This window comes from Clostridium sp. CTA-17, assembly GCF_054767895.1.
In genome coordinates, this window is record NZ_BAAABF010000001.1 from 918,143 (window position 1) to 942,947 (window position 24,805).

Sequence of the window (24,805 nt, forward strand, 5' to 3'; positions counted from 1 at the left end):
ATTAAAGCTAAGCCTTTTTATTTTATTGGTAATTCTATAACAAAATTGCACCCTTTTAAAGGACTATTACTTAAGTAGATTGTTCCTCCATGTTTTTCTACAATTTCTTTACTTATAGTTAATCCTAACCCTGAACCACCCTTTTTAGAATTTCTTGATTTTTCTTCCCTAACAAAAGGATTAAAAATATGTTTTTTTATTTCTTCACTTAAACCTATACCATCATCACTAACTATTATTTTAACTTTATCCTCTTCTTTTTTTAGACTTACTAAAAACTTAGTTCCTTTTTTATTATATTTAACACTGTTTATTATTAAATTGCCTATAGCTCTCTCAAGCCTTTTATTATCAAAATCTAAATAAAGCGTATCCTCACTTATTTCAAAATCAAAATCAAAGTCTTTCTCTTCTAAAAGATATATGTAATCAGCTATTAAATTTCTTAAAAATTCGCTTAAATCTTGATATTTTTTATATAAAATAAATTCAGAACTTTGAAGTGTATAAAATTCAAATAGTTCCATTATCATTTCATTTGCTCTTTCTCCATTGTTCTCAATTATACTTATATACTTATGTAAAGATTCTCTTTCAAGATCTGGGTTGTTTTTTATAATATTAGAATATCCTATTATACTTGATAAAGGAGTCTTTAAGTCATGGGCTATATTTCTAACAAATTCTTTTCTCAACTTTTCTGATTCCTCTTTTAACTTCTTTTCCTCTTCTATTTTAGAGGCCATATTATTAAAAGCCTCTCCAAGCTCCTCAAACTCATTGTTTTTTTCTATGTTAATTCTAGTAGAATAGTCCCCTAAAGATAATTTCCTAACTCCATTCATAAGTTTATCTAAAGGTTTAGTAAATGTCTTAGAAGTTAACTTTGAATAAAGAATTAAACTCATTGTAAAAATAAAGATATATAAAGAAATCATAATATATACAAATATCTTAAATCCGATTTTAGGATTTCTAGTAAAAATTTTTCCGAAGTTTTCCTCAGGTATTCTAGTAATTACAAAGAATCTTCCTTCCTTGCTATAGCCAGTATAAGATAAATAATTCTCATCTATATTAATTCCATGCATTTCATCCATCAAAATTTTACTGAATTCTTCACTTGAATATTTATCTCTTTTTACCTTTTGATCCCCAATTGTTTCTATTATATTTAAATCCTTATCTATGATTTCAATCCATCCACCATGCTCTGTTACATAATCTTGATTACTTATACTGTTATAGTCTTTATTTTCTATCTCTCCTGAAAGTATTTTAGAAGCTTCATTTTCTATTGGTTCACTTTTTAAATATATACTAATTCCTATAATAAAAGAAATTATAAATATAGTAGCAGTTATAATTGTTATAAGTAAAAATACCTTAAGATAATTTCTAAGTAATATATTTGATACCTTATATCTGTTTTTTCCTAGATTAAATTTTTTCAAACCTATATCCTATCCCTCTTATAGTTTTTATCTTACAAGGATTTTTAGGATCTTCCTCTATCTTATCTCTCAAATGGCTTATATGAACCATTATAGTATTGTCATCACCTAAATACTCCTCTTGCCATACATTTTCATATATTTGTTTTTTAGTAAACACTCTTCCAATGTTGCTCATAAGCATTTCTAAAATTTTAAATTCCTTTGCGTTTAAAGTTACTATTTCTCCATCTTTTTTAACTGTACATCCTTCTTTGCTAAGTTCTAAATTTCCTATTTTTATAAGTTCATTTTCTCCAGAATATTTATAACACCTTCTTAAATTTGATTTAATCCTAGCCATAAGTTCTACAGGTTTAAAAGGTTTTATAACATAATCATCAGCCCCTAAGCCTAAACCTAATATTTTATCATCATCCTCAATTTTAGCAGTTAAAAATATAACCGGAATCTGACTCCATTCCCTTAACATCTTTAATAAATTAAAGCCATCTATTCCATCCATCATAACATCTAATAAGGCTAAATGTATGTGTTCTTTCTTTAAGATTTCTAAGGCTTCTAGTCCATTTACAGCCTTAAAGACAGTGTATCCTTCCTTTAATAAATGTAATTCTAAAAGATTTCTTATATCTTGTTCATCCTCAGCTATTAAAATATTCATATTCCCCTCCTATATAGTAATTCCTTAAATACATTATAATATTAAACCCTACATTTGCTAAACTTAAAATTATATTATTTAAGATATTTTTAAGCTTAATATTTAACTTAATCTAGTATTATTTCTCTTTATACAACATATAACTAAATTTTTAAATAAAAACTATTTACAAAATTAAAATATTAAAGATTAAGGTCTCAAATAAAAAACAATTCCTTATTTGAGACCTTATATTTATTAGTTATTTAATATATATTCACTTAATTTAGCATTAGCTAACATTAATTTTATTCTATTTTCTTGATTTACCTTTGTTGAAGATGGATCATAATCTACAACAACTATATTAGCTTCTGGATGTTTCTCCATAATTCCTCTAATCATACCTTTTCCAACTATGTGATTAGGAAGACATCCAAAGGGTTGAGCACAAACTATATTATTTACACCACTATTTATAAGTTCTAACATTTCAGCAGTCATAAGCCATCCTTCACCCATTTTAACTCCTCTTCCTATGTACTCTTCAACAGAAGTTTTTAATTCCTTAAATGGAGCAGGTGCTCTAAACTTACTATATTTTTTTATTGAATCTATCATAACATTTTGTAAATGCTCTAAATATGAACATCCAACTTTAGTAAATTTACTTGAAACTTTTTTCATTCCATATAATTTATAATCTATTTCTGAATTAGATAAACAATACATGAAGAAATCTGTAACACCAGACATAACAACTTCAGCATTATCTTCTCTTAAAAATTCCTCTAAATTATTATTTCCTAAAGGAGAATACTTTAAATAAATTTCTCCTACTATACCAACCTTTACTTTTTCAGTTTCTTCTAGTTCTATATTAGAAAAATCTAAAATTATATTTTTATATAGTTCTCTTACTTTTAAATATTTTAAGCTTTCAAACTTCTCTTTTAAAATCTCAATCCACTTATCTAAAACCCTATCTGTTTCACCCTTATTAATCTCATAAGATTTACACTGATTATACATATACATAAGCAAATCTCCATAATAAAGAGCATATATGCATTTTATTAATAAGCCTGGATACATTTTAAACCCTTCATGCTTTTCTAATCCACTTGCATTTAAAGAAATTACTGGAACTTGCTCTAAGTTATTTTCTTTTAGTGCCTTTCTTAATAAATGTATATAGTTAGATGCACGACATCCTCCCCCAGTTTGGCTCATTATTAAAGCCGTTTTGTCTGGGTCATATTTTCCACTTTTTAAAGCTTCCATAAGTTGTCCAATTACAATCATAGCTGGATAGCATATATCATTATGAACACTTTTTAATCCTTCTTCAATAGCGCTATTTGTATCACCATCAAAAAATTCTAATTTATAACCATACTTTTTCATTATTCCAGATAAAAGTTTAAAGTGTATTGGCAACATTGTAGGAGCTAAAATAGTGTGAGTCTTTCTCATCTCTTTAGTAAATACTGCAAAATTTTTATTATTTTCTATTTCCATTCTATCACCTATTCCTGTGCTATAGCCTCTAGCAAGCTTCTTATTCTTATTTTAGCTGCACCTAAATTATTAGTTTCATCTATTTTTAATTGAGTATATATTTTGTTATTTCTCTCTAGTATGTCTTTAACTTCATCAGAAGTTATGGCATCTGTTCCACATCCAAAGGAAACTAATTGTATAAGTTCCATATCTTTATTTTTAGCAACATAATAAGCAGCATTATATAATCTAGCTTGATATGTCCATTGATTTAATATATTAACCTTTAGCTTTTCATGACTTACTTCAATAGAATCTTCTGTTAAAACAACAATTCCTAAGCTACTTAAAACCTTGTCTATTCCATGATTTATTTCTGGATCTATGTGATAAGGTCTTCCTGCTACTACTATAACCTTCTTATTGTTATTTTTAGCATACTCTATAAATTCTTCACCTTTTTCTTTTATATGCTTAGTATATTTCTCATACTCTATATAAGCCTTTTCTAAAGCATTTTTAACTTCCTTTTGTTTTATATCTCCAAAAGTTTTATTTAAAATCTCATAAAGTTGTTTGCTTAATAATTTTTTATTGTTTAAGCTTAAATATTCCATCATAAAGTTATTACTATTTAACTCTTTTACATTTGTCTTTAAAAGTTCTGGATAATAAGCTACAACAGGGCAATTAAAACAGTTATCTGATATACCTTCGTCAAAATTATAACTCATACATGGATAGAATATATGCTTTATATTTTTACTTATTAAGTTTTCTATATGGCCATGAGCTAATTTTGCTGGATAACACACAGTATCTGATGGAATTGTATGTTGACCTTTTAAATACATTTTCTTATTTGATTCATCAGATAAAACCACTTTAAATCCTAACTCTTTAAAGAATGTAGCCCATAGAGGAATATTTTCATACATATTTAATACCATTGGTAATCCTATAGTTCCTCTTTCACCTTCATCTAATGATTCATATTCTCTTAATTTTTTATATTTATATTGATACATATTAGGAATACTTTCAGATTTTTTATTACCAGTTGGTTTTTCACATCTATTTCCTGAAATATATCTTTCTCCATCATTAAAGATGTTTATTGTTAAATTACATCTATTAGTACACAATCCACATTTAGCTATTTTTGATTTATGTGTAAAATTCTCTAAATCATCTTTAGAAATTATTTTACTTTCCTTTAGATTTCTTCTTTTTGCATAAAGAGCACATCCATAAGCTCCCATAAGCCCTGATATACTAGGTCTTATAACATTCATGCCAAGCTCTTTTTCAAAAGCTCTAAGGATAGCATCATTATACATGGTTCCTCCTTGAACGATTATATTTTTTCCTAATTCATCAAGGCTTTTTGCTCTTATTACTTTATAAAGAGCATTTTTAACAACACTTACTGAAAGTCCAGCTGAAAGATCTTTTACTGTAGCCCCTTCTTTTTGAGCTTGTTTTACTGATGAGTTCATAAAAACTGTACATCTTGATCCTAAATCTGCACCATGCTTAGCAAATAAACCAAGCTTTGAAAAAGTTTCTACATCATATCCCATTTGATTAGCAAAACTTTCTATAAATGATCCACATCCAGATGAACATGCCTCATTTAGCATTATATTAGCTACAATTCCATCCTTTATTTTAAAACATTTGATATCTTGTCCACCTATATCTAAAATAAAATCTACCTTAGGATTAAAATGACTTGCCGCAATATAGTGTGCTACAGTTTCTACTATTCCAAAATCAATTGAAAAGGCTTTTTTTATTAGGTCTTCTCCATAACCAGTAACTGCACTACCCATTATCTTAATTTTTTCTCCACATATATTATAAATATGCTTTAATTCTTTTTTTACAACTTCAATAGGATTTCCTTTGTTAGATCCATAATATTCATATAAAATATTATCCTCTTTATCTATTAAAACAACCTTTGTTGTAGTACTTCCAGCATCGATTCCTATGTATGCATCTCCAGTATAATTATTTATATCACTAACTTTAACCTTAGCTTTTTGGTGTCTTTCCTTAAACTCATTATATTCTTCTTCAGAATTAAATAATGGATCTATTATATTCATAGTTGATATTTCATTATGATTTTCTTTTATTATATTTAATAATTCCTCATATTCATATTTTTTATTATCTTCTTTAGAATATATAGCACTTCCAATAGCCACAAAAACCTGTGCATTTTCAGGAGAAACAACATCATTATCCATTAATCTTAATGTTTTTATGAATCTCTCTCTTAATCCCTTACAAAAATATAAAGGTCCTCCTAAAAACATTATTTTTCCTTCAATACTTCTTCCCTGTGCTAGTCCACCTATTGTTTGATTTACAACAGATTGGAATACACTAGCTGAAATATCCTCTTTTCTTGCTCCTTGATTTAATAGGGGTTGTATATCAGTTTTAGCAAAAACCCCACATCTTGAAGCAATCTCATATATATTCTCATGTTTAAGACTTAAGTTGTCCATTTCATCTACAGTAAGCCCCATAAGGTGAGCCATTTGATCTATGAAAGCTCCTGTTCCTCCTGCACAACTTGAGTTCATTCTCTCCTCAAAACCACCAGTTAAAAAAATTATCTTGGCATCTTCTCCTCCAAGCTCTATTGCCACATCCACATCATCATAATATCTTTTTATAGCTAAAGTTGTAGCAAATACTTCTTGAACAAAAGGTAAATTATACTCTTTTGAAATTCCATAACCAGCAGATCCAGTTATAGCTATCTTAAATTTTTTATTCTCAATTATCCCCCTTATATTTTCTAGTTCTTCGATTAGCTTTTCTCTTACCTTAGAGTAATGTCTTTCATAATTTGAATAAACTATCTTGTCCTCTTCATTTAAGACTATACACTTTAAGGTTGTAGACCCTGCATCAATACCTATTTTGTAATACAAAGTTAATGTCACCTCTTTATTAATATTGATATATTTCTATTAATTATCATGCAAAAATATGAATAAATTTTGAAGAAATAATTCATTTTTCGTTAACTCTTTATTAACTATATCATAATTATTTAATTATATCATCTAATTAAAAGTTTTAATAACAAGCAAAATTTAAATTTACTTTTAAAAATTACTCCATATTCTCATTAAAATAAAGATTACTTATTAACTGTAAATATATGCATAAAAAGTGGTTATTAAGCAAAAAACTCAATAACCACCTTTCTTATATTTAATTATCTTCTTTTCTTTCCTTTTGACCCTCTTTGGCTCTTTTGATCAAATCCTCTTGATTTGTTTCCTCTTTGTTTTTTACTATGAGAACTTCTTTTCTTATCTTCTGACTCTCTTCTTCCATTATTCTCATTTCTACTCTTTCTTCCACCACTTTTGTGATTACTATGATTATTTCCTTTTCCCCAGCTCTTTTTATCTCTAATTAAGCATTTTGGACCATTACCAATTAAATCTTCCCTTCCTGCTTTAACTAAAGCATCATAAACTATGTTATAATTCTTTGGATTTTTAAATTGTAATAAAGCTCTTTGCATTGCTTTTTCTTCTTTACTTCTAGGAATATATACTTCTTCCATTGTTAAAGGATCTAATCCAGTATAGAACATTGTAGTTGATAATGTTCCTGGTGTTGGATAGAAATCTTGTACTTGCTCTGGTTGGTAATTTATATCTCTTAAATATTCAGCAAGCATAATTGCATCTTCTAACTTGCATCCTGGATGACTTGACATTAAATAAGGAATGATAAATTGTTTCTTTCCTAATCTTTCTGTAATTCTAAAGAATTTTCTTCTAAACTCATCATAAGTTTTTCCTGCTGGTTTACCCATGTATTTTAAAACATTTGGAGATACATGCTCTGGTGCAACTTTTAATTGACCACTTACATGATGCTCAACTAACTCCTTAAAGAAAGTATCATCTTTATCTGCCATTATATAATCATATCTTAATCCTGAACGTATAAATACCTTTTTAATTCCTGGTAATTTTCTTACTCTTCTTAATAAATGAAGGTATTCTCTATGATCTACCTCCATGTTCTTACATATACCTGGTGACATACATCTTTTATGTTTACAAGCTCCTAAAGTTAGTTGCTTCTTACATGCTGGCTTTCTAAAGTTAGCTGTAGGTCCCCCTATGTCGTGTATGTATCCTTTAAAATCATCATATTTAGTTATTTCTTCAGCTTCTTCTACTATAGAATCTTCACTTCTACTAGTTACAATTCTTCCTTGATGGAAGGTTATTGCACAGAATGAACAGTTTCCTGAGCATCCCCTTGAACTTACTAAACTAAACTTAACCTCTTCAATAGCAGCTATACCACCATCCTTCTCATAAATAGGATGGTAAGTCTTTTGATATGGAAGAGCATACACTCTGTCTAATTCTTCCCTTGAAAGAGGCATTTCTGGTTTATTTATAACAACATATTTTCCATTATGTTCTTGAACTAAAGTTTTTCCCCTTACAGGATCTTGCTCATCATATTGAATTTTAAAACATTCTGCATAAGTTCTCTTATCACTTGAAACTTCTTTAAATGATGGTAAAACTATATGCTCTTCATAAATTTCATCTAAACTATCAGCTATGTAACATGTTCCTGGTATATGTCTTATGTACTTTCCATCAAATCCTTGATTTAAGAAATCAGCCACTTCAACAATTTGCTTTTCACTCATTCCATATACTAAAAGGTCCGCTCCACTATCAACTAAGATTGATTTTCTCACCTTGTTTTCCCAGTAATCGTAATGAGCAAATCTTCTTAAACTAGCTTCAATTCCCCCAATTACTATGTTAACATCCTTATAAGCTTCTCTTATTTTATTACAATAAACTATTGTAGCTCTATCAGGTCTCTTACCCATTTCCCCTTTAGGAGTATATAGATCTTTTTTTCTTAACTTTTTGCTTACTGTATAGTGATTAACCATAGGATCCATGTTACCACCATTAACTAAGAATCCTAATCTTGGTCTACCTAATTTTTTAAAATCATCAATACTCTTCCAATCTGGTTGAGCTATTATTCCAACTTTATATCCAGCATTCTCTAAAACCCTAGATATAATTGCTGTACCAAAACTGTGATGGTCTATGTATGCATCTGCTGTAACTAGTACAAAGTCACATTGTTCCCATCCTCTTTCTATCATATCATCTTTGCAAATTGGCAAAAACTTATTTTCACTCATTTCTTCACCTACTTGTCTCTTCTTAAGCTTATTTAAAACTCCTCTAAATAAATCTTCATATGATTATAACATTAAAAAGAGTCTGTATCAAAATAATTTTTAGTAAACCTTATAAATAGTGTAAATAAAATTTCTAGAGAAATATATTGTTTTCTTAATATATATATAAGGTTTATTCTTATATTTTTTGCAGCCTCTTTAAACTTCCTTCCAAAAATTTTCGCAAGTATTTTTAATTCCTTCTTCACTTTCTACTAAAATATTTAAAAACCATTCTCTTGGAAGTAGATTCTTATATTTATTTGTAAAGTATCTATCATCTAATAAAAGTACTATCCCCTTATCTTTTTCTGTTCTGATACATCTTCCCGCTGCTTGAAGCACCTTGATTATTCCAGGATAAACATAGGCGTAGTCAAAACCATTTTTCCCTATAGAGTTATAATATTCTTTTATACTTTCTCTCTCTAAGCAGATTTTAGGCATACCAACTCCAATAATTATAACTCCAATAAGTTTATCTAAGGTTAAATCTATTCCCTCTGAAAAATGCCCACCTAAAACAGCTAAGCCAAGATGCGTTTTTTCTCCTCCTTCTTTAAATAAAGATAAAAACTCTTCTTTTTCCTCTTCCTTCATATGATCCCCTTGAGCTACTAAACTAAAATCAACTTCTCTTTTTTTAATTTCCTCATGAACCATCCACATATATTCATAAGAAGGGAAAAATACAAGATAGTTACCTCTCTTGCTTTTAACACATTCTATTATGTAATTAACTATTTTAGGAAGAGTTCTCTTTCTATTAGAATAGGTTGTTGATACATCCTTTCCAACTATAGTAAGTTTATTTTTATAATCAAAGGGAGAAGTTAAATTAACAGAATAATCCTCTTCCTGGGCTCCATAAAGTTCTTTAAAATATTCCATAGGAAGAAGAGTAGCTGAAAATATTATAACTGATTTAAACCTATTCATTATACTTTTAAGTATCCTAGATGGATCTAAACAGTTAATTAATAATTCCAAGTTATTTCCATCTGATTTATACAAAGTAGTAAAATCTTCTCCATAATACCCACATATATTTAAGAATTCATAAACATTAAAATATAACTCTAAAAGATTTGAATTCTCTTCACTAGATTTACTCTCATAAATATCTACCTTTTCTAAAAAGCCTCTTAAAATTCCATATAAATCACTTGGTTCTTCCTTTTCCACAAGACTTTTCGTCTCTAAATTTTCTAAAACCTTTCTTTTTTCTATTAAATATTTATTAGCTTTATCTAAAGAGTTATATATTCCCTTATCCTTACTTTTAAATTCTCTTTTTAGTTTTAAAAAATCATCTTTAAATATTTTGGAAGAATACATACTTCTTCCCCTATCTAAAAGATTATGAGCTTCATCTATTAAAATTGTATAATCCTTGGCTTTTCCTTCTAATATTCCCTTTAAAGAAGCCTGAGGATCAAATATGTAATTATAATCACATATTACTACATCACAAAAATTACTTAGCTCAAGAGAAAATTCAAAGGGACAAATATTATATTCCTCAGATAATTTGTTTATATATTCTAAATCATATTCTTCCTTATGCCTTAGTGCTTCCTTTAAAGCAATATTAACCCTATCAAAGTATCCATTAGCATAAGGGCAATATTCTGGAATACACTTTTTTTCTTCCATCTTGCAACATTTTTCCTTTGCAGTTATATTAACACTTCTTAGATTTAATCCTTTTTCTCTCATAATACGCAAAGTATTATTTGCAATTTCTCTTGTGGTAGTTTTAGCCGTTATATAAAAAATTTTTTGAGTTTCCTTAGCGCCTAAAGCTTTTACTGCAGGAAATAATGTAGACATTGTTTTCCCTATGCCAGTAGGTGCTTCTGCAAAACATTTTTTCCCATCTGTAATAGCCTTATAAACTCTAATAGCTAGTTCTCTCTGCCCCTTCCTATAAGACGTAAAAGGGAAATTAAAACTTTCTATAGAATCATTTCTAAAGTCTATCCATTTCTTCTCTAAAAGTATCCACTCTTTATATTTTTCTATTAAATCATAGAAAAACTCTCTAAGTTCATCAAAACTATATTCTTTCCTTAAAAACTTTGTTCCAAAATCTTCAACATTGTAATAAGTTAACTGGACTATTATTGAGTCTAAATTTTTCTCTTTACTGTATATATAAGCATATACTTTAGCCTGAGCCCAATGTAATTCATTAAAATCATAATCTATATCCATTACGTTTTTTGTAGTAGTTTTTATTTCATCAATAATTGTTTTTTCATTTTCCTCTAATATTCCATCTGCTCTACCTTCTACCCTTAAAGTAAAATCTTCAAAGTCAATATCCTCTTTTAAGGTAACTTCAGCCCTATCCTTTTCAGAATAATAACTCTGTATCTTCTTGTGCCCCTTTATTCCCTCTAAGGCTCTTACAGATGCTTTTATACGACTATCTATACTTCCTCTTCTTAAAACAAATTCAACTAAGTTTCTTATAGAAATCTTTATTAATTCATTTTTCACTTAAATCACCCATTTTCACTGTTTCTATATAAACTCTATCACATAATTAATAAAAATAAAAAGCCTAGAAAGATTAAATTTCTCTAGACTTTTTGTTTTTATTAAGAATTTACTTTTATCTCTTCTTCTAAACCTTGTGATAAATGTTTTTTATAAAATACAATAAAGCATGTTACTGTTGATAGGGCTGCTATTATATCTGCAAAAGGTTCTGCCATAAGAACCCCCATAAGCTTATTTTCAAAAACTATTGGAAGTATATATATAAATGGTATTAAAAGCACAATCTTTCTAAGTAAAGCTAAAATTAATGATATCTTTGCTTGTCCTAAAGCTAAGAAAGTTTGTTGACAAGCAACTTGTGCACCAAAAAGTAAAATACCTGCAAAGTATATTCTAATACTCCATGAAGTTATCTCCATTAATTGAGGATTATTACTATTAAAAATCTTTACAAACAACTCTGGTAACATCATTAATGCACCCCACATAATTGTGGTAAATATCATTGATGATATTAAAAGTAATTTAAAGGCTTTTTTTACTCTATGTGATTGATTAGCTCCATAGTTATAACTTATTATAGGTTGTGCCCCTTGAGAAAGTCCCATTAATGGAAGTAATATTATTTGCATTACACTACTCATAATAGTCATTGCTCCCACAGCTAAATCCCCACCATATTTTAACAAATTATTATTCATACTTATTATTACTAAACTTTCAGTAGCTTGCATTATAAATGGAGATACCCCTAAAGCCATTATTGAAAATAATATTTTTAATTTTGGCATTAAAAATTTTTTTCTTATTCTAAGAATACTTTGTTTTCCAAATAAAAAGTATAATACCCATATGGCAGATGCGCATTGACCAATTATGGTTGCTAAAGCGGCTCCCTTAACTCCCATATTAAATCCAAAAATTAAAATTGGATCTAATACAATATTTATTACAGCTCCTACCATAACTGTTATCATTCCAACCTTAGCAAATCCTTGCGTATTTATAAATGGATTCATTCCTAAAGCAATTTGAACAAATATAGTACCTATTAAATAAATTCCTAAATAATCTAAAGCATATCCTATAGTTGCATCACTGGCCCCAAAGGCCCATAAAATTGGCTCCTTAAATATAAAGAAAAATACTGTTAAAATTAAAGCTAATCCTATAAGTGCAGAAAAGCTATTTGTCATTATTTCTTCAGCATCCTCTTTTTTCTTTTCTCCCATTTTAATTGCCGCTAAAGGAGCTCCTCCCATCCCAACCAAGGCACTAAAGGCAGAAACTATCATTATAATAGGAAATGCTACCCCCACTCCAGCCATAGCCATATCACCTGATTGTAATCTTCCTATAAACATTCTATCAACTATATTGTATAAGACATTGACAAGTTGAGCTATTATAGCTGGCATAGCTAGTTTAAAAAGGAGCTTTCCAATACTATCCCTTCCTAAATCTGTTGTTTTTTTGCTCATACTATTCACCATTCTTTCCCTAATTTTATTTATGCTCATGATTTTTTATATGATTCATACAATAACATTTATTACCACTGCATTTCGAACAATATCTAAATTCCATATTAGGATCATCTAAGTCTGTAATTCCACAAACTGCACATCTATGTCTATAATCACTTTTTTTAACTTTATTTTCAAAGCTCTTCTTTCTATAGTAATTTTTAGATGTTGAAACTGTTCCTTTTAATATATCTTTTCCAAAGAAAATTAAATAATTTATCACTGGTGCTAGTACTAATAATTTTCCTCCAATAGAATTTACAGTGATTAAATTCCAAATTATTAATCCCCAGTTTAACATAGCTAAATATTTAACCTTAACAGGAATTATAAATAAAAATAATAATTCAAAATCAGGGGCTATCTTTGCAAAAGCTAAAAATAATGATAAATTTATATATGCTGCAGTTGCTGGTGTATCTGTTAAAAATGAAATTATTATAGTACTTAAAACTCCTATAAGATAATATATATTAAATTTAAACCCTCCAAGTTCTCTTTCTAAACTAATTCCAGCAATATAATAAAAGTATAAAGCAAAAACTATAAATAAAGGACTTGTCATTGGTGGAATAAATATAAATGTTAATAACCTCCAAATTTCTCCCTTTAATACTAACTCAGGTACTAAGACTAAATTCAATATAGATCCTTTTCCAATTGATGTATACATCATAATATAAATAATTGCGTTAAAGGATATTATATATGTAATTAAATTTCTTATATAAAATTCCCCAAATTTTCTTTCTAACTTATTCCAAATATTCATTTTCAAAACCTCCTTTCTTAATTATAAATAGATGGATATTTAATCCATCTATTTACTATATTATTTATTATATTTTAAAGAATGATAAATTTATTTTTATAACGATAGGTGTTCTAAATATAAGAATATACTATCTTCTTCATATTGTCCATTTCTCTTTCCATATCAGAAACAAGTTTGAATTGATTTCTAGCTCTATCTAAATTGTGATTTTCCCTGTGTATTTTGAAGTAAACATCTCCATTTAAATAATCCATAAGAAATCTCATTCCACATTCAAAGGTCATAAGTTTAGCTGCAAAAGGTAAATATTCAATTTCCTCTTTTGTAAATGCATCCCCTGCTGACTCTAAAAATCCTTTTGCAAAATGTTCATAAAGATTTAGGTCAAAGTTTACCTTAGATAAATCCACTTCATCTTCTAAGGCTGTTGTAGCTCCTGAGCGAATAGAATCTCCAAAATCATATAGTGATAGTCCTGGCATAACAGTATCTAAATCAATAACTGCAATCCCTTCTCCTGTTTTATCATCTATCATTATATTATTAAACTTTGTATCATTATGAGTAACTCTTAAAGGTAGTCTATTTTCTTTTATCATATTTACTAGAACTTTTGTGTCTTCAGCACGTTTAATTACAAAATCTATTTCTTCTTTTATACATTCTGCTCTTCCTTTTCTATCTTCCCTTACTGCTTCCATAAATGCCTCAAATCTCTTTTCTGTATTATGAAAATCAGGGATTGTATCATAAAGCATATCAACATTAAAATCTGATAACTGCTTTTGAAATTTTCCTAAAGCTTTACCAGCTGTATATAAATGCTCAGGCTTTTCAACTATTTGATATGTGCTAGCACCATATATGAAATTAAAAATTCTCCAATAATTTCCCTCTTTGCATTTATAGAAACTTTTACCTTCTTTTGTCTTCACTATATTTAAAGTTTCCCTTAAAGGATCGCCATTTTCTTCTATAATTTTATTTTTTATATGTGAAGTAACATTTTCAATATTCTCCATTAGTTGCTCTGGATTTTTGAATATATCAGAATTTACTCTTTGAAGAACGTATTTTATTTCTTCTCCATTTTTCCCCTCACATTTTATTATAAATGTATCATTTATATGGCCACAAACATGGCTATCTGATGTTTTTAACTCTCCCTCTAAATTAAACTTTTCTGCTATACTTTCAAAATCATAAGTCTTGTTCATTTTATTTAAACTCCTCCCATAAATTAAATGGATAAATATCTCCTGATAATTTTTTTAAAGAATTACTTACTTTTTCTTTATCCTCTTTATAAGTAACTCCATACCATTGTTCATTTGTTTTTAAAACCTTAACATTAACCTTATCTTCTTTTATAAGCTCATCTATTGCTTTAGGAAGATAAAACTCTCCTTTACATTGATCTATACTTTTATCTTTTAAAAAAGCAAAAAATTTATCTTCTAATTCTGTAAATATGCTAGGTTTCAATCCCCAAATATTCATAGAAACTAAGGTGTTTTTAGGAATATTATGATACTCTCCATCTTCTTCATAGCATATACTATTTTCTTTTTTCATAATTTTTGTTTTTTCTTTAATAGAAATTAATTCACCCTTAGAATTTAAATCGCATATTCCTCTAGATACACTTCCAAAGTCAGTTAATGTTTTACTTACGCTAAAACCAACCATAAAGTATTCAGAATCACACGTACTTTTTTTAATTTCTTCACAAAGTATTCTATATGTTTCTCTTCCATAAAAATCATCAGAATTTATAACTATGAAAGGTTCTTCTATAAAACCTTTGCAACATAAAATTGCATGTCCAGTTCCCCAAGGTTTAACTCTTTTAAATCTCCCTTTAAATTCTTTATCTAAATTATCAACTTCTTGAAAAACATATTCAGTATCTATTATGTTTTCTATTTTAAAACCTATAGTTTCTCTAAACTTCTGAAAAATATCTTTTTTTATTATAAATACAACCTTTGTGACACCAGCTTTAATAGCATCATAAATGGAATATTCTATTATGGTCTCACCATTTGGCCCTATTTTATCAATTTGCTTTAACCCTCCATATCTACTTCCCATTCCTGCTGCCATTATTACTAAAGTAATCTTGTCCACTTTCATCCCCTCACTTTTTAATACTTTTGTCCCCTTAAACCATAAGTAAATTTTATAAGTTATTTAACATAGTTAAATTTATTTTACTAAATTTTCTGTTATTTTTCTCTTAAGTTTATAAAAAATTAAAATATTGTTAAATATTATACAATCCCATCTTAATAAGCATATTATTTTATATAAAATAAAAAAATCTATTTATTTTAGTATTTTTTTTATAAAAATCTATAAGCTAATATAATAGGAAAGGATGTGATTATTTTTGTGGTACAAAAAATCAAAAAATGAAATATTAAAGGATTTAGATGTAGATGAAAAGAATGGTCTTTCCTCTACTGAGGCATTAAGAAGACTTGAAAAGTATGGTAAGAATAAACTTGAAACTAAAAAGAAGAAAACCCTATTTAAACAGTTCTTATCTCAGCTTAAAGATGTAATGATTTATATACTAATCATAGCTGCAATAATCTCTGCATTTTTAGGAGAAATAAGTGATGCTTTAATAATACTCTTAGTAATAATAATAAATGCAGTTATAGGAGTTGTTCAAGAATCTAAAGCAGAAAAAGCCTTAGATGCTTTAAAGGAACTTTCCACTCCTAAAGCTCTTGTTAAAAGGGATGGTTCTTTAAAGGAAATTCTTTCAGAAGATATTGTACCAGGGGATATTGTAATAATAGATGCTGGTAGATATATTCCTGGAGATTTAAGATTAATTGATACAGCTAACTTAAAAATAGAGGAATCTGCTTTTACAGGTGAATCTGTTCCTTCTGAAAAAGATGCTTCTTTTTTACCAGATAAAGAAATTCCAATTGGAGACCAAAATAATATGGCCTTTATGTCTACTCTAGCTACATATGGCCGTGGAGTTGGAGTGGTTGTTGACACTGGAATGAATACTGAAATTGGTAAAATAGCTAAAATGATAGAACAGGAAGAAAATGATGAGACTCCATTGCAAAAAAAATTAAGCGAACTTGGAAAAATTCTAGGATTTTTAGCTGTTGGTATATGTATTCTAATTTTTATTATTTCATTTTTCCAAGGAAGAGATTTACTTGAAATGTTCTTAACTTCTATTTCTTTAGCTGTTGCTGCTATTCCAGAGGGATTACCTGCCATAGTTGCTATAGTATTAGCACTAGGAGTTCAAAGAATGGTAAAAAAGAATGCAATAATAAGAAAGCTTCCTGCTGTAGAAACTCTTGGTTCTGTAAGTATAATATGTTCTGATAAAACAGGTACATTAACTCAAAATAAAATGACTGTAACTACTGTTTACACAAATGATTTTTATATAAAAGAGAGTGAATTTAATTTAAATGATAATGAATCTAAACTTTTAGTAGATTGTATGGTTCTTTGTAATGATGCCACATACTCAGAAAAAAGCCAAACTGGCGATCCTACTGAAATAGCACTTTTAGAATCTCCTTTTAAGCTTAATATACTAAAAGAAAAACTTGAAAAAGAATTTAAAAGAATAGATGAAATTCCTTTTGATTCTGATAGAAAGTTAATGACTACAGTAAACTTAGTAGATGACAAAAAAGCTCGTGTATTTACCAAGGGTGCCTTAGATTCTATACTTTCAATTTGTAATAAAATATCCATCAATGGAAAGTTATTAGACTTCACCAAGGAATATAAAGCTAAAGTTTTAGAAAACTCTAATATAATGTCAGACAAAGCTTTAAGAGTTCTTGCCTTTGCATATAAAGATATATCAAAGGAAAATATAGTTTTAGATTCTTTAGAAAAAGATTTAGTTTTCATTGGCATGGTTGGAATGATTGATCCACCTAGACTAGAAGTTAAAGATTCTATTAAACTATGTAAAAGTGCTGGAATAACTCCAGTTATGATAACTGGAGACCATAAAAATACAGCTTTTGCTATTGCAAATGAACTAGGAATAGCAAAAGATATTTCTCAAGCTATTACTGGTCATGAAATAGATAAATTTAAAGAAGAAGAATTCAATGAAAAAATTATAAATTACAGAGTTTTTGCAAGAGTGTCTCCTGAACACAAGGTAAAAATAGTTAAAGCCTTTAAATCTCATGGAAATATAGTTTCTATGACTGGAGATGGAGTTAATGATGCACCTTCATTAAAGGCAGCTGATATAGGTGTAGCTATGGGTATAACAGGTACAGATGTATCTAAAGGTGCCTCAGATATGATTCTTACTGATGATAATTTTTCAACAATAGTTTCTGCTGTAGAAGAAGGAAGAAAAATCTATCTAAATATAAAAAAATCTATAGTATTTTTATTATCCTGTAATTTAGGGGAAATACTAACACTATTTACAGCTATACTACTCAATTGGAATTCTCCCCTTCAACCAATACACATTCTTTGGGTTAATTTAATTACAGATAGTTTTCCGGCCCTATCTCTAGGAGTTGATAAAACAAAGGAAGATGTCATGAATAATCCTCCTAGAAATCCTAAGGAAAGTATATTTGTTAAATCTGATAAAGTTCAACTTATAATAAATGGAGTTTTAATAGGAGGAATAACCCTATTTGCATTTAAATTAGGTGAAAGACTTTATCCTGATTCCTTAATTCATGCTCAAACAATGGCCTTTGTTGTACTAAGTGTATCTCAATTATTTTTATCACTATCTCTAAGAAGTAATACTAAATCAGCATTCTCCTTAGGACTGTTTTCTAATAAATACTTAGTATATTCAATTTTACTTGGAATATTCCTTCAAGTAATAATAATTTCAATAAGCTTTATTGCTAATATATTTAAAGTTACTCCTTTGCTTTTATATGATTGGATTGTGGTTATACTTGTATCTTTAATACCATTTGCAATAAATGAAATTTTAAAATTATTTAGAAAGTAAAAATAAAAAAAGTAAGGTATCTATCTTCAGATACCTTACTTTTTATTATTTTATATTTTTTCTTAAAAACTTTGGCATAATTCTTAAAAGTTTAGGTGAAATTTCTTCTATATCTGCCTTTTTAATTCCGCCTAAAATTATAATTGCATGAAGATACATAAATGCACCTATAGCTATAATTACTAGTAATATAGCTATGCCTAATATTAAACTTAACTTATTAAAATCTATAAATAAAGATATTACATATTTGCTAAGCATTATTCCTATACCCATGTATATTGATGCTAATAAAGGTTTTAATGCATATTTTAACATTGATATTTTCATCTTTAATGTTTTTCTCATTCTAAAATGATTAAGTACTAAAGAAATCACAAAAGCTACCATTCCAGAAATTACAGCTCCATAAATATTTATATCTGGATTTGCAACTAAAGTCATATTTAATGTAAACTTCACTATAATACTAAGAGCTAAAGTAAATAATACATAATAAAATTGACTTACACTCTGAAGTATTACATTTTGCATAAGTACTATTGCCGTTAATGGTATCATAGCTGCACCTATAACCATCATCATATATCCATTTGAATCTGCAAAAATATATCTATATATATTTTCACTTAATAAAGCTAATCCAAAGGCTGATGGTATTGATAAAAGATATGTAACTCTCATAGAGAAATTAATCTTATTTTTTATCTCTTTTTTATCCTTTAAAGCATATGCTCTTGATATTGCAGGTAATGCCATATATCCTAAAGAAGTTATAAATACCATTGGAACATTTATTAAAATCTTATATCTTGTTGAAAAATATCCATAAAGTGCATTAGCATCACTTTGTGAAAAGTTAGCTGCATCAACAAGTCTATTACTTACTGTTAACATATCTATTATATTTCCTAAGTTTTGAAGACCAGTACTAAGAGTTATTGGCAATCCATATTTAAATAAGGTTCTTGCTATTTTTTTACCTGTAATTCTTCTAACTCCAGGCTCTTGTTTTCTCTTAGCTTCCTTTTCAACTCCATATATATTATATATGTATATTAAATATAATACTGCCATTAATGCCCCAGCAGAAGATCCTATAGTTCCTCCTGCAACCCCTAAAGATACACTTTTCTTTATAAGGAAATATGCACATAATAAACTTAAAAATACATTAACAACCTGTTCAATAACAGTCGCTATAGCTATTGGTGTAGCTTGAGATCTCCCTTGGAAATATCCTTTATAAGTAACCAACACAGTTGTTATCATAATTGTTGGAGCTAAAAAGATTATTGGATAAACCATTTGTGGCGTCTGACTCATACTCGCTATAAAATTAGCACTTAACATTAAAACTATAGTAAATATTGTACCAACTACAAGTAAAAATGCTCTTGAAATCTTAAATGCTCTTAAGGCATCTTTATAATTTCCAACTGCATCTAACTCTGAAACATATTTTGATATGGCTGTTTGTAAACCTACATTTGTTAAAGCATATACAAAAACAAATATGTCATAGGTTTTGCCATATATACCCATACCAACACTTCCTACAATTCTAGTAAGAAAAGGTACATAAATTAAAGATAATAATTTAGCAACTATGCTTGCAATGGAAAGTATTGCAAAGCCTTTAGTTATAGACTGCTCTTTCATAAAAATCTCCTATCTTAAAAACTAAATCCTAAATTTAAATACATCCTTCTTTATCTTTTTAAACATTGGAGGTAATCCCTGAGCTATAGTTTTATTTTTTAAGTAATCAAACTTTTCAGGAACCTCTTTAAATGTAACCTTATAAGCATAAAGGAATTGGTATGTTAATCCAAACTTATTTTCAAAGAAGGAATTCATTTTATTATCACCATATTTAAAGTCTCCAACAATAGGATTTCCTAAATGAGCTAAATGAGCTCTTAACTGATGACTTCTTCCAGTTATAAGTTCTATTTCTAATAATGAAAAGGCACCATTGGTTTGTAGAACCTTAACATCCATTTTTATTTTCTTTGTATCTGGTCTTTCAGTATCATAAACTGTTGACTTATTTGCCTCATCATCTTTTGATATATATGCTTCATATTTCCCTGGCTGTATTTTTCCCTTTACTAAAGCACAGTAATACTTCTTAACTTTTCTTTCTCTTATCATCTCGTTAAGTAATTTTAATCCTTCAAAATTCTTACCGAAAAATACTATTCCTGAAGTATTTCTATCTAATCTGTTACAAGATGCAGGAGTAAAAGTTAATTCATTTTCTGGAACATAATCTCCTTTTCTGAATAAGTATGATAATACATAATCAGTTAAGGTTGGAGCTCCATTCTTTTTATCTGAATGAACTAATACTCCTGGCCATTTCTCAACTAAAAGCATATTTTCATCTTCATATACCACTTGAAGTGATCCTGAATCAACCATTTGGAAATTAGGCTTTTTCTTCTCCTTAGTTACTACACTTTGAAGATATCTTATCTCTATAACATCTCCTTCTAAAAGAGAATACTTTTCTTTTTGCTTCTTTCCATTTACTCTTATATCACCCTTTCTTAGGGCTTTAAATATTGCACTTAGAGGTACATCCTTTAAATATTTTCTTAAGAACTTATCTAATCTCTGTCCCGCTTCATTTGTACCTATCTCTATTTTCAAATTGCTTCACTCCTAATTTAAATCATTTTATAATTACTATTCTATAGATTAATATTAATTTACTCCCTTGTCAAATAATTTAATGCAGCTTCACATTGAATTGAAACTCCAATTGGTAATAAATTCTCGTCTATATCAAATCTGCTATTATGAGCTGAATAAATAATATTTCTTTCTTCATTTCTAGCTCCTAAGAAATAAAATGCTGAATCTCTTTCTAGGGCAAAATATGCAAAGCTTTCAACTCCAAGCTTTGGTGCTTCTTGCTCCTTAACATTTTCAGAACCAATAATTTCTTTTGCAGCTTCAGTTACTAAATCTACAACCTCATTATTATTATAAAGACATGGATAGCTTTCTTCTATATCTATTTCACATTCACCTCTCATAGCAGTACAAATAGATGTAGCTATTTCTCTTAGTCTTTCCTTAGCATAATCTCTATCTTCTAAAGTCATTGTTCTTATAACACCTTTTAATACCACCTCATCTGGTATGATATTTTGAGCAGTTCCTCCATTTATACTTCCTACTGTAACAACTGCTGGATTTACAGGTTTTATTTCTCTACTTACTATTGTTTGTAATCCTAAAACAACTTGAGAAGCCATAACTATAGGGTCTACGGCCATGTGAGGATAAGCTCCATGTCCTCCTCTTCCTTTTATTTTTATTGTAAAAGGATTAGAAGCTGCATTAACTACTCCTTTTTTTATCATTATTTGTCCAGCATCTAAAGTTTCTTCAACATGAAGGCCTATTATTTTTTCTACTCTAGGATTTTCTAAAACCCCTTCTTCTATCATTATAGGAGCTCCGCCTGTTGTCTCCTCTGCTGGTTCAAATAATAACTTAACAGTACCACTAAACTTATCTCTATGTCTACTTAATAATTTAGCTGCACCTAATAATATTGTTGTATGGGCATCATGTCCACAAGCATGCATTCTTCCTTTAATTTTTGATGAATATGAACAAGTTTTTTTATCATCCATAGGAAGACCATCAATATCAGCTCTTAAAGCTATACATCTATCTTTTTTAGATTCATCCTTTAGTGTTCCCTTTATTATGCCACATACTCCTGTTTTAGCAGTTTCTATATATTTAATACCTTCATTAGTTAAAAATTCCTTTATTTTTCCTGAAGTTCTCCACTCTTCAAAACCTAATTCAGGATTTTCATGAAAATCTCTTCTTAAAGCTACAAGTAAGTCTTTTAATTCTTGAGCTTCATCCATTAAATTTATATTCATTTTTAACACCTACTTTTTATTTATAAATAATATATATTATATATCTTATTTATTTTATATATTTTTGATTATATATTACTATGTTTTTTTCTTCAATTATATTTTATACTCATTTACGAGTATATTATTTAAGTGTATTATATCAAAAATTATAGTAACAAAGAAAATTTTTCTTTAAACACCCTAATTCCCTTTGCTACTCCTATAATTAAACCTCACAAATTATCTTTTCTATTAAATTATTTTCAATCAAAGTTCTTAAAGAAAATTTTTTATTTTCTCCTTGAATAAATTTAATTGAAACAGTATCCTTCTCTATTTTAAAAATTTCTCCTATGCCAAAATAATTATGTCTTATGACATCTCCTTCTTTTAATCCATAATCATTTATATTGCATTGGCTATCTAAATTTGTATTATTTAAAAATATAGATGGATCCTTAAATTTACCTCTTACACTCTTAGGTGCATAGAGATATAAATTATTTATAGCTCTAGTTATACCTACATAAAAAAGTCTTCTCTCCTCCTCTAAATTTTCCATACTATTTTTATGAGGTATTGTTTCATCAACTATATTGACAATGTGTACATCTTTAAATTGCATTCCCTTTACCCCATGCATTGTACTTAATATAACTGAATCTATATTTCCTCCAGAATTTATATTTTCTAAATTTTCTTCAACACTTTCTATGTGAGAAAGGAAAGTGATTATAGATTTAAATTCCATAGCTGAACTTTTAAATTCTTCTACAATATCTAATAAATCCTCTTGATTTTGCTTAAACTTAGAGGAATACTCTCGTATATACTGACTATACTCTAAATCACTCAATATAAAATCAATAGCACTATTTAAAGAAAGTTTATTTAAATAAGCTATGTCACTTTTTAGCTCCTCAAATTTCCTCATTTGAAATGGATGTACACCTTCCCCATTCATTAGTATATCAAAAACATTTTCTCTCTTTTTAGAATTCATTACTCCATAAATGGCGCTTTTTGAAACATATCTAAAGGGTTTGTTTATTATTTTATTAAAATCTTCTTTATTAAATGGATCTATTGATAGTCTTAAATACGCAATTAAATCTCTACATATAAAATGATTAAAGAAATTATACTCTTTATCTAAAAGCTTAAATGGAATCTTTTTTCTAATAAAAGCATCAATAAAACTTCTACTCTCCATATTTGTTCTATATAAAATAGCAGTATCCGAATATTTATTTCCTAACCTTTTGCTTTCTTCTATTTTTAAAGCAATTATATTTGCTTCCTCAGACTCGTTAAAGGGCTTTTTAAGCTCTATATTCCCTTGATTTTCATTAAAAGCTATTATTTCTTTTTGGTATCTCTCTTTATTATGCTTTATAACATCCTTAGATACCTCCACAATATTTTTTAAGCTTCTATAATTATATTTTAAATAAACCTTCTCGCTACCTTCAAAATTCTCCTCAAAGTTTATCATACATTTAGGAGTTGCTCCTCTAAAGGAATATATACTTTGATCCTCATCTCCAACACAAAAAACTTCATTATTTATAAGTCTTAAAAACTCTAATTGTACTTCGTCACAATCTTGAAACTCGTCAACTAATATATATTTTATTAAATTTCTATAATATCCTAATATATGAGGATTTTCTTTTAAAAGAGTTACTGCTTTTATTTGTAAATCATCAAAATCTAAAAGTCCTCTCTCATTTTTAAAAGTTTCATATGCTTCATAACATTTATTAAAAACATCCTCAGTCATTGATATTTCTAAATCCTTAGAAGAAACTTTCTTTCTAGATATATTATTTAATACCTCTTTTATTTTTTCATCACTTACCTCTTCTATATAAGAAGATAATACTTTCCTTATAATGTTATAGGAATCCTTAGACTCTATAAGTCTTATTTCCTCTTTATTTCTAAGTAATATTTTATAAAAAAGCCCATGAAAGGTTCCAAAGAATGGAATAACTCCTTCCTTATGCATTTCTTTAAATCTACTTTTCATATTTTCGGCTGCAGCCTTAGTAAAAGTTATTACTACAACATGTATCCCTTTAACCTTTTTTTCTTCTAAAAGATATTTAATTCTATTTAATATTACTGTTGTCTTTCCAGCTCCTGGTGGAGCTATAACAAGAACACTTTTACTCCTTGCTCTTACAGCTTCATTTTGATATTTATCTAAATTAGACATTATAATTC

15 protein-coding genes are annotated in these 24,805 nt (G+C 28.0%); 1 reads left to right on the forward strand and 14 read right to left on the reverse strand.

Annotated elements, in window-relative coordinates:
- Positions 1-17: 17 nt before the first annotated feature.
- The 10 genes from ACYUCG_RS04055 to ACYUCG_RS04100 form a co-directional block, all read right to left on the reverse strand.
- Positions 18-1,454, reverse strand: coding sequence for a HAMP domain-containing sensor histidine kinase (locus tag ACYUCG_RS04055; protein WP_060796104.1), 1,437 nt, complete (start codon positions 1,452-1,454; stop codon positions 18-20).
- On the reverse strand, positions 1,441-2,118 hold the full coding sequence (locus ACYUCG_RS04060; protein WP_060796103.1) for a response regulator transcription factor: 678 nt from the start codon (positions 2,116-2,118) through the stop codon (positions 1,441-1,443). The genes ACYUCG_RS04055 and ACYUCG_RS04060 overlap by 14 nt, the downstream gene beginning before the upstream one ends.
- 237 nt (positions 2,119-2,355) lie before the next feature.
- The gene (locus ACYUCG_RS04065) at positions 2,356-3,618 is read right to left on the reverse strand and encodes a 2-hydroxyacyl-CoA dehydratase (RefSeq protein ID WP_283681434.1); all 1,263 of its coding nucleotides are present in this window, start codon (positions 3,616-3,618) and stop codon (positions 2,356-2,358) included.
- 8 nt (positions 3,619-3,626) lie between these two features.
- Positions 3,627-6,554: an acyl-CoA dehydratase activase-related protein gene (locus ACYUCG_RS04070; protein WP_283681436.1), complete on the reverse strand. Its 2,928-nt coding sequence runs from the start codon at positions 6,552-6,554 to the stop codon at positions 3,627-3,629.
- 290 nt (positions 6,555-6,844) lie between these two features.
- Positions 6,845-8,833, reverse strand: coding sequence for a YgiQ family radical SAM protein (locus ACYUCG_RS04075; RefSeq protein WP_460268169.1), 1,989 nt, complete (start codon positions 8,831-8,833; stop codon positions 6,845-6,847).
- A 198-nt stretch (positions 8,834-9,031) separates the two neighbouring features.
- Positions 9,032-11,377, reverse strand: a complete 2,346-nt coding sequence (locus ACYUCG_RS04080) for a helicase C-terminal domain-containing protein (protein ID WP_460268170.1) — start codon at positions 11,375-11,377, stop codon at positions 9,032-9,034.
- A 101-nt stretch (positions 11,378-11,478) separates the two neighbouring features.
- Positions 11,479-12,873, reverse strand: coding sequence for an MATE family efflux transporter (locus ACYUCG_RS04085; protein ID WP_057231432.1), 1,395 nt, complete (start codon positions 12,871-12,873; stop codon positions 11,479-11,481).
- 13 nt (positions 12,874-12,886) lie between these two features.
- Positions 12,887-13,678, reverse strand: a complete 792-nt coding sequence (locus ACYUCG_RS04090; protein WP_333961090.1) for a rhomboid family intramembrane serine protease — start codon at positions 13,676-13,678, stop codon at positions 12,887-12,889.
- 113 nt (positions 13,679-13,791) lie between these two features.
- Positions 13,792-14,898: a phosphotransferase enzyme family protein gene (locus ACYUCG_RS04095; protein ID WP_139933341.1), complete on the reverse strand. Its 1,107-nt coding sequence runs from the start codon at positions 14,896-14,898 to the stop codon at positions 13,792-13,794.
- A 1-nt stretch (position 14,899) separates the two neighbouring features.
- Positions 14,900-15,811: a nucleotidyltransferase family protein gene (locus tag ACYUCG_RS04100; protein ID WP_283681442.1), complete on the reverse strand. Its 912-nt coding sequence runs from the start codon at positions 15,809-15,811 to the stop codon at positions 14,900-14,902.
- A gap of 262 nt (positions 15,812-16,073) precedes the next feature.
- On the opposite strand from ACYUCG_RS04100, the gene ACYUCG_RS04105 reads away from it, so the two are divergent.
- Positions 16,074-18,680 carry a calcium-transporting P-type ATPase, PMR1-type gene (locus ACYUCG_RS04105; protein WP_460268171.1) on the forward strand — a complete coding sequence of 869 codons (2,607 nt, stop codon included), beginning with the start codon at positions 16,074-16,076 and terminating at the stop codon, positions 18,678-18,680.
- 45 nt (positions 18,681-18,725) lie between these two features.
- On the opposite strand, the gene ACYUCG_RS04110 is transcribed toward ACYUCG_RS04105, so the two are convergent.
- From ACYUCG_RS04110 to ACYUCG_RS04125, 4 genes are all read right to left on the reverse strand, one after another.
- Positions 18,726-20,342 carry a putative polysaccharide biosynthesis protein gene (locus ACYUCG_RS04110; RefSeq protein WP_240298221.1) on the reverse strand — a complete coding sequence of 539 codons (1,617 nt, stop codon included), beginning with the start codon at positions 20,340-20,342 and terminating at the stop codon, positions 18,726-18,728.
- Between the two features lie 21 nt (positions 20,343-20,363).
- The gene (locus ACYUCG_RS04115) at positions 20,364-21,338 is read right to left on the reverse strand and encodes an RluA family pseudouridine synthase (RefSeq protein ID WP_087327308.1); all 975 of its coding nucleotides are present in this window, start codon (positions 21,336-21,338) and stop codon (positions 20,364-20,366) included.
- Positions 21,339-21,397: 59 nt separating this feature from the next.
- Positions 21,398-22,594, reverse strand: a complete 1,197-nt coding sequence (locus ACYUCG_RS04120) for a M20 metallopeptidase family protein (protein WP_460268172.1) — start codon at positions 22,592-22,594, stop codon at positions 21,398-21,400.
- A gap of 208 nt (positions 22,595-22,802) precedes the next feature.
- Positions 22,803-24,797: an ATP-dependent helicase gene (locus ACYUCG_RS04125; RefSeq protein WP_139933346.1), complete on the reverse strand. Its 1,995-nt coding sequence runs from the start codon at positions 24,795-24,797 to the stop codon at positions 22,803-22,805.
- Positions 24,798-24,805: the final 8 nt, after the last annotated feature.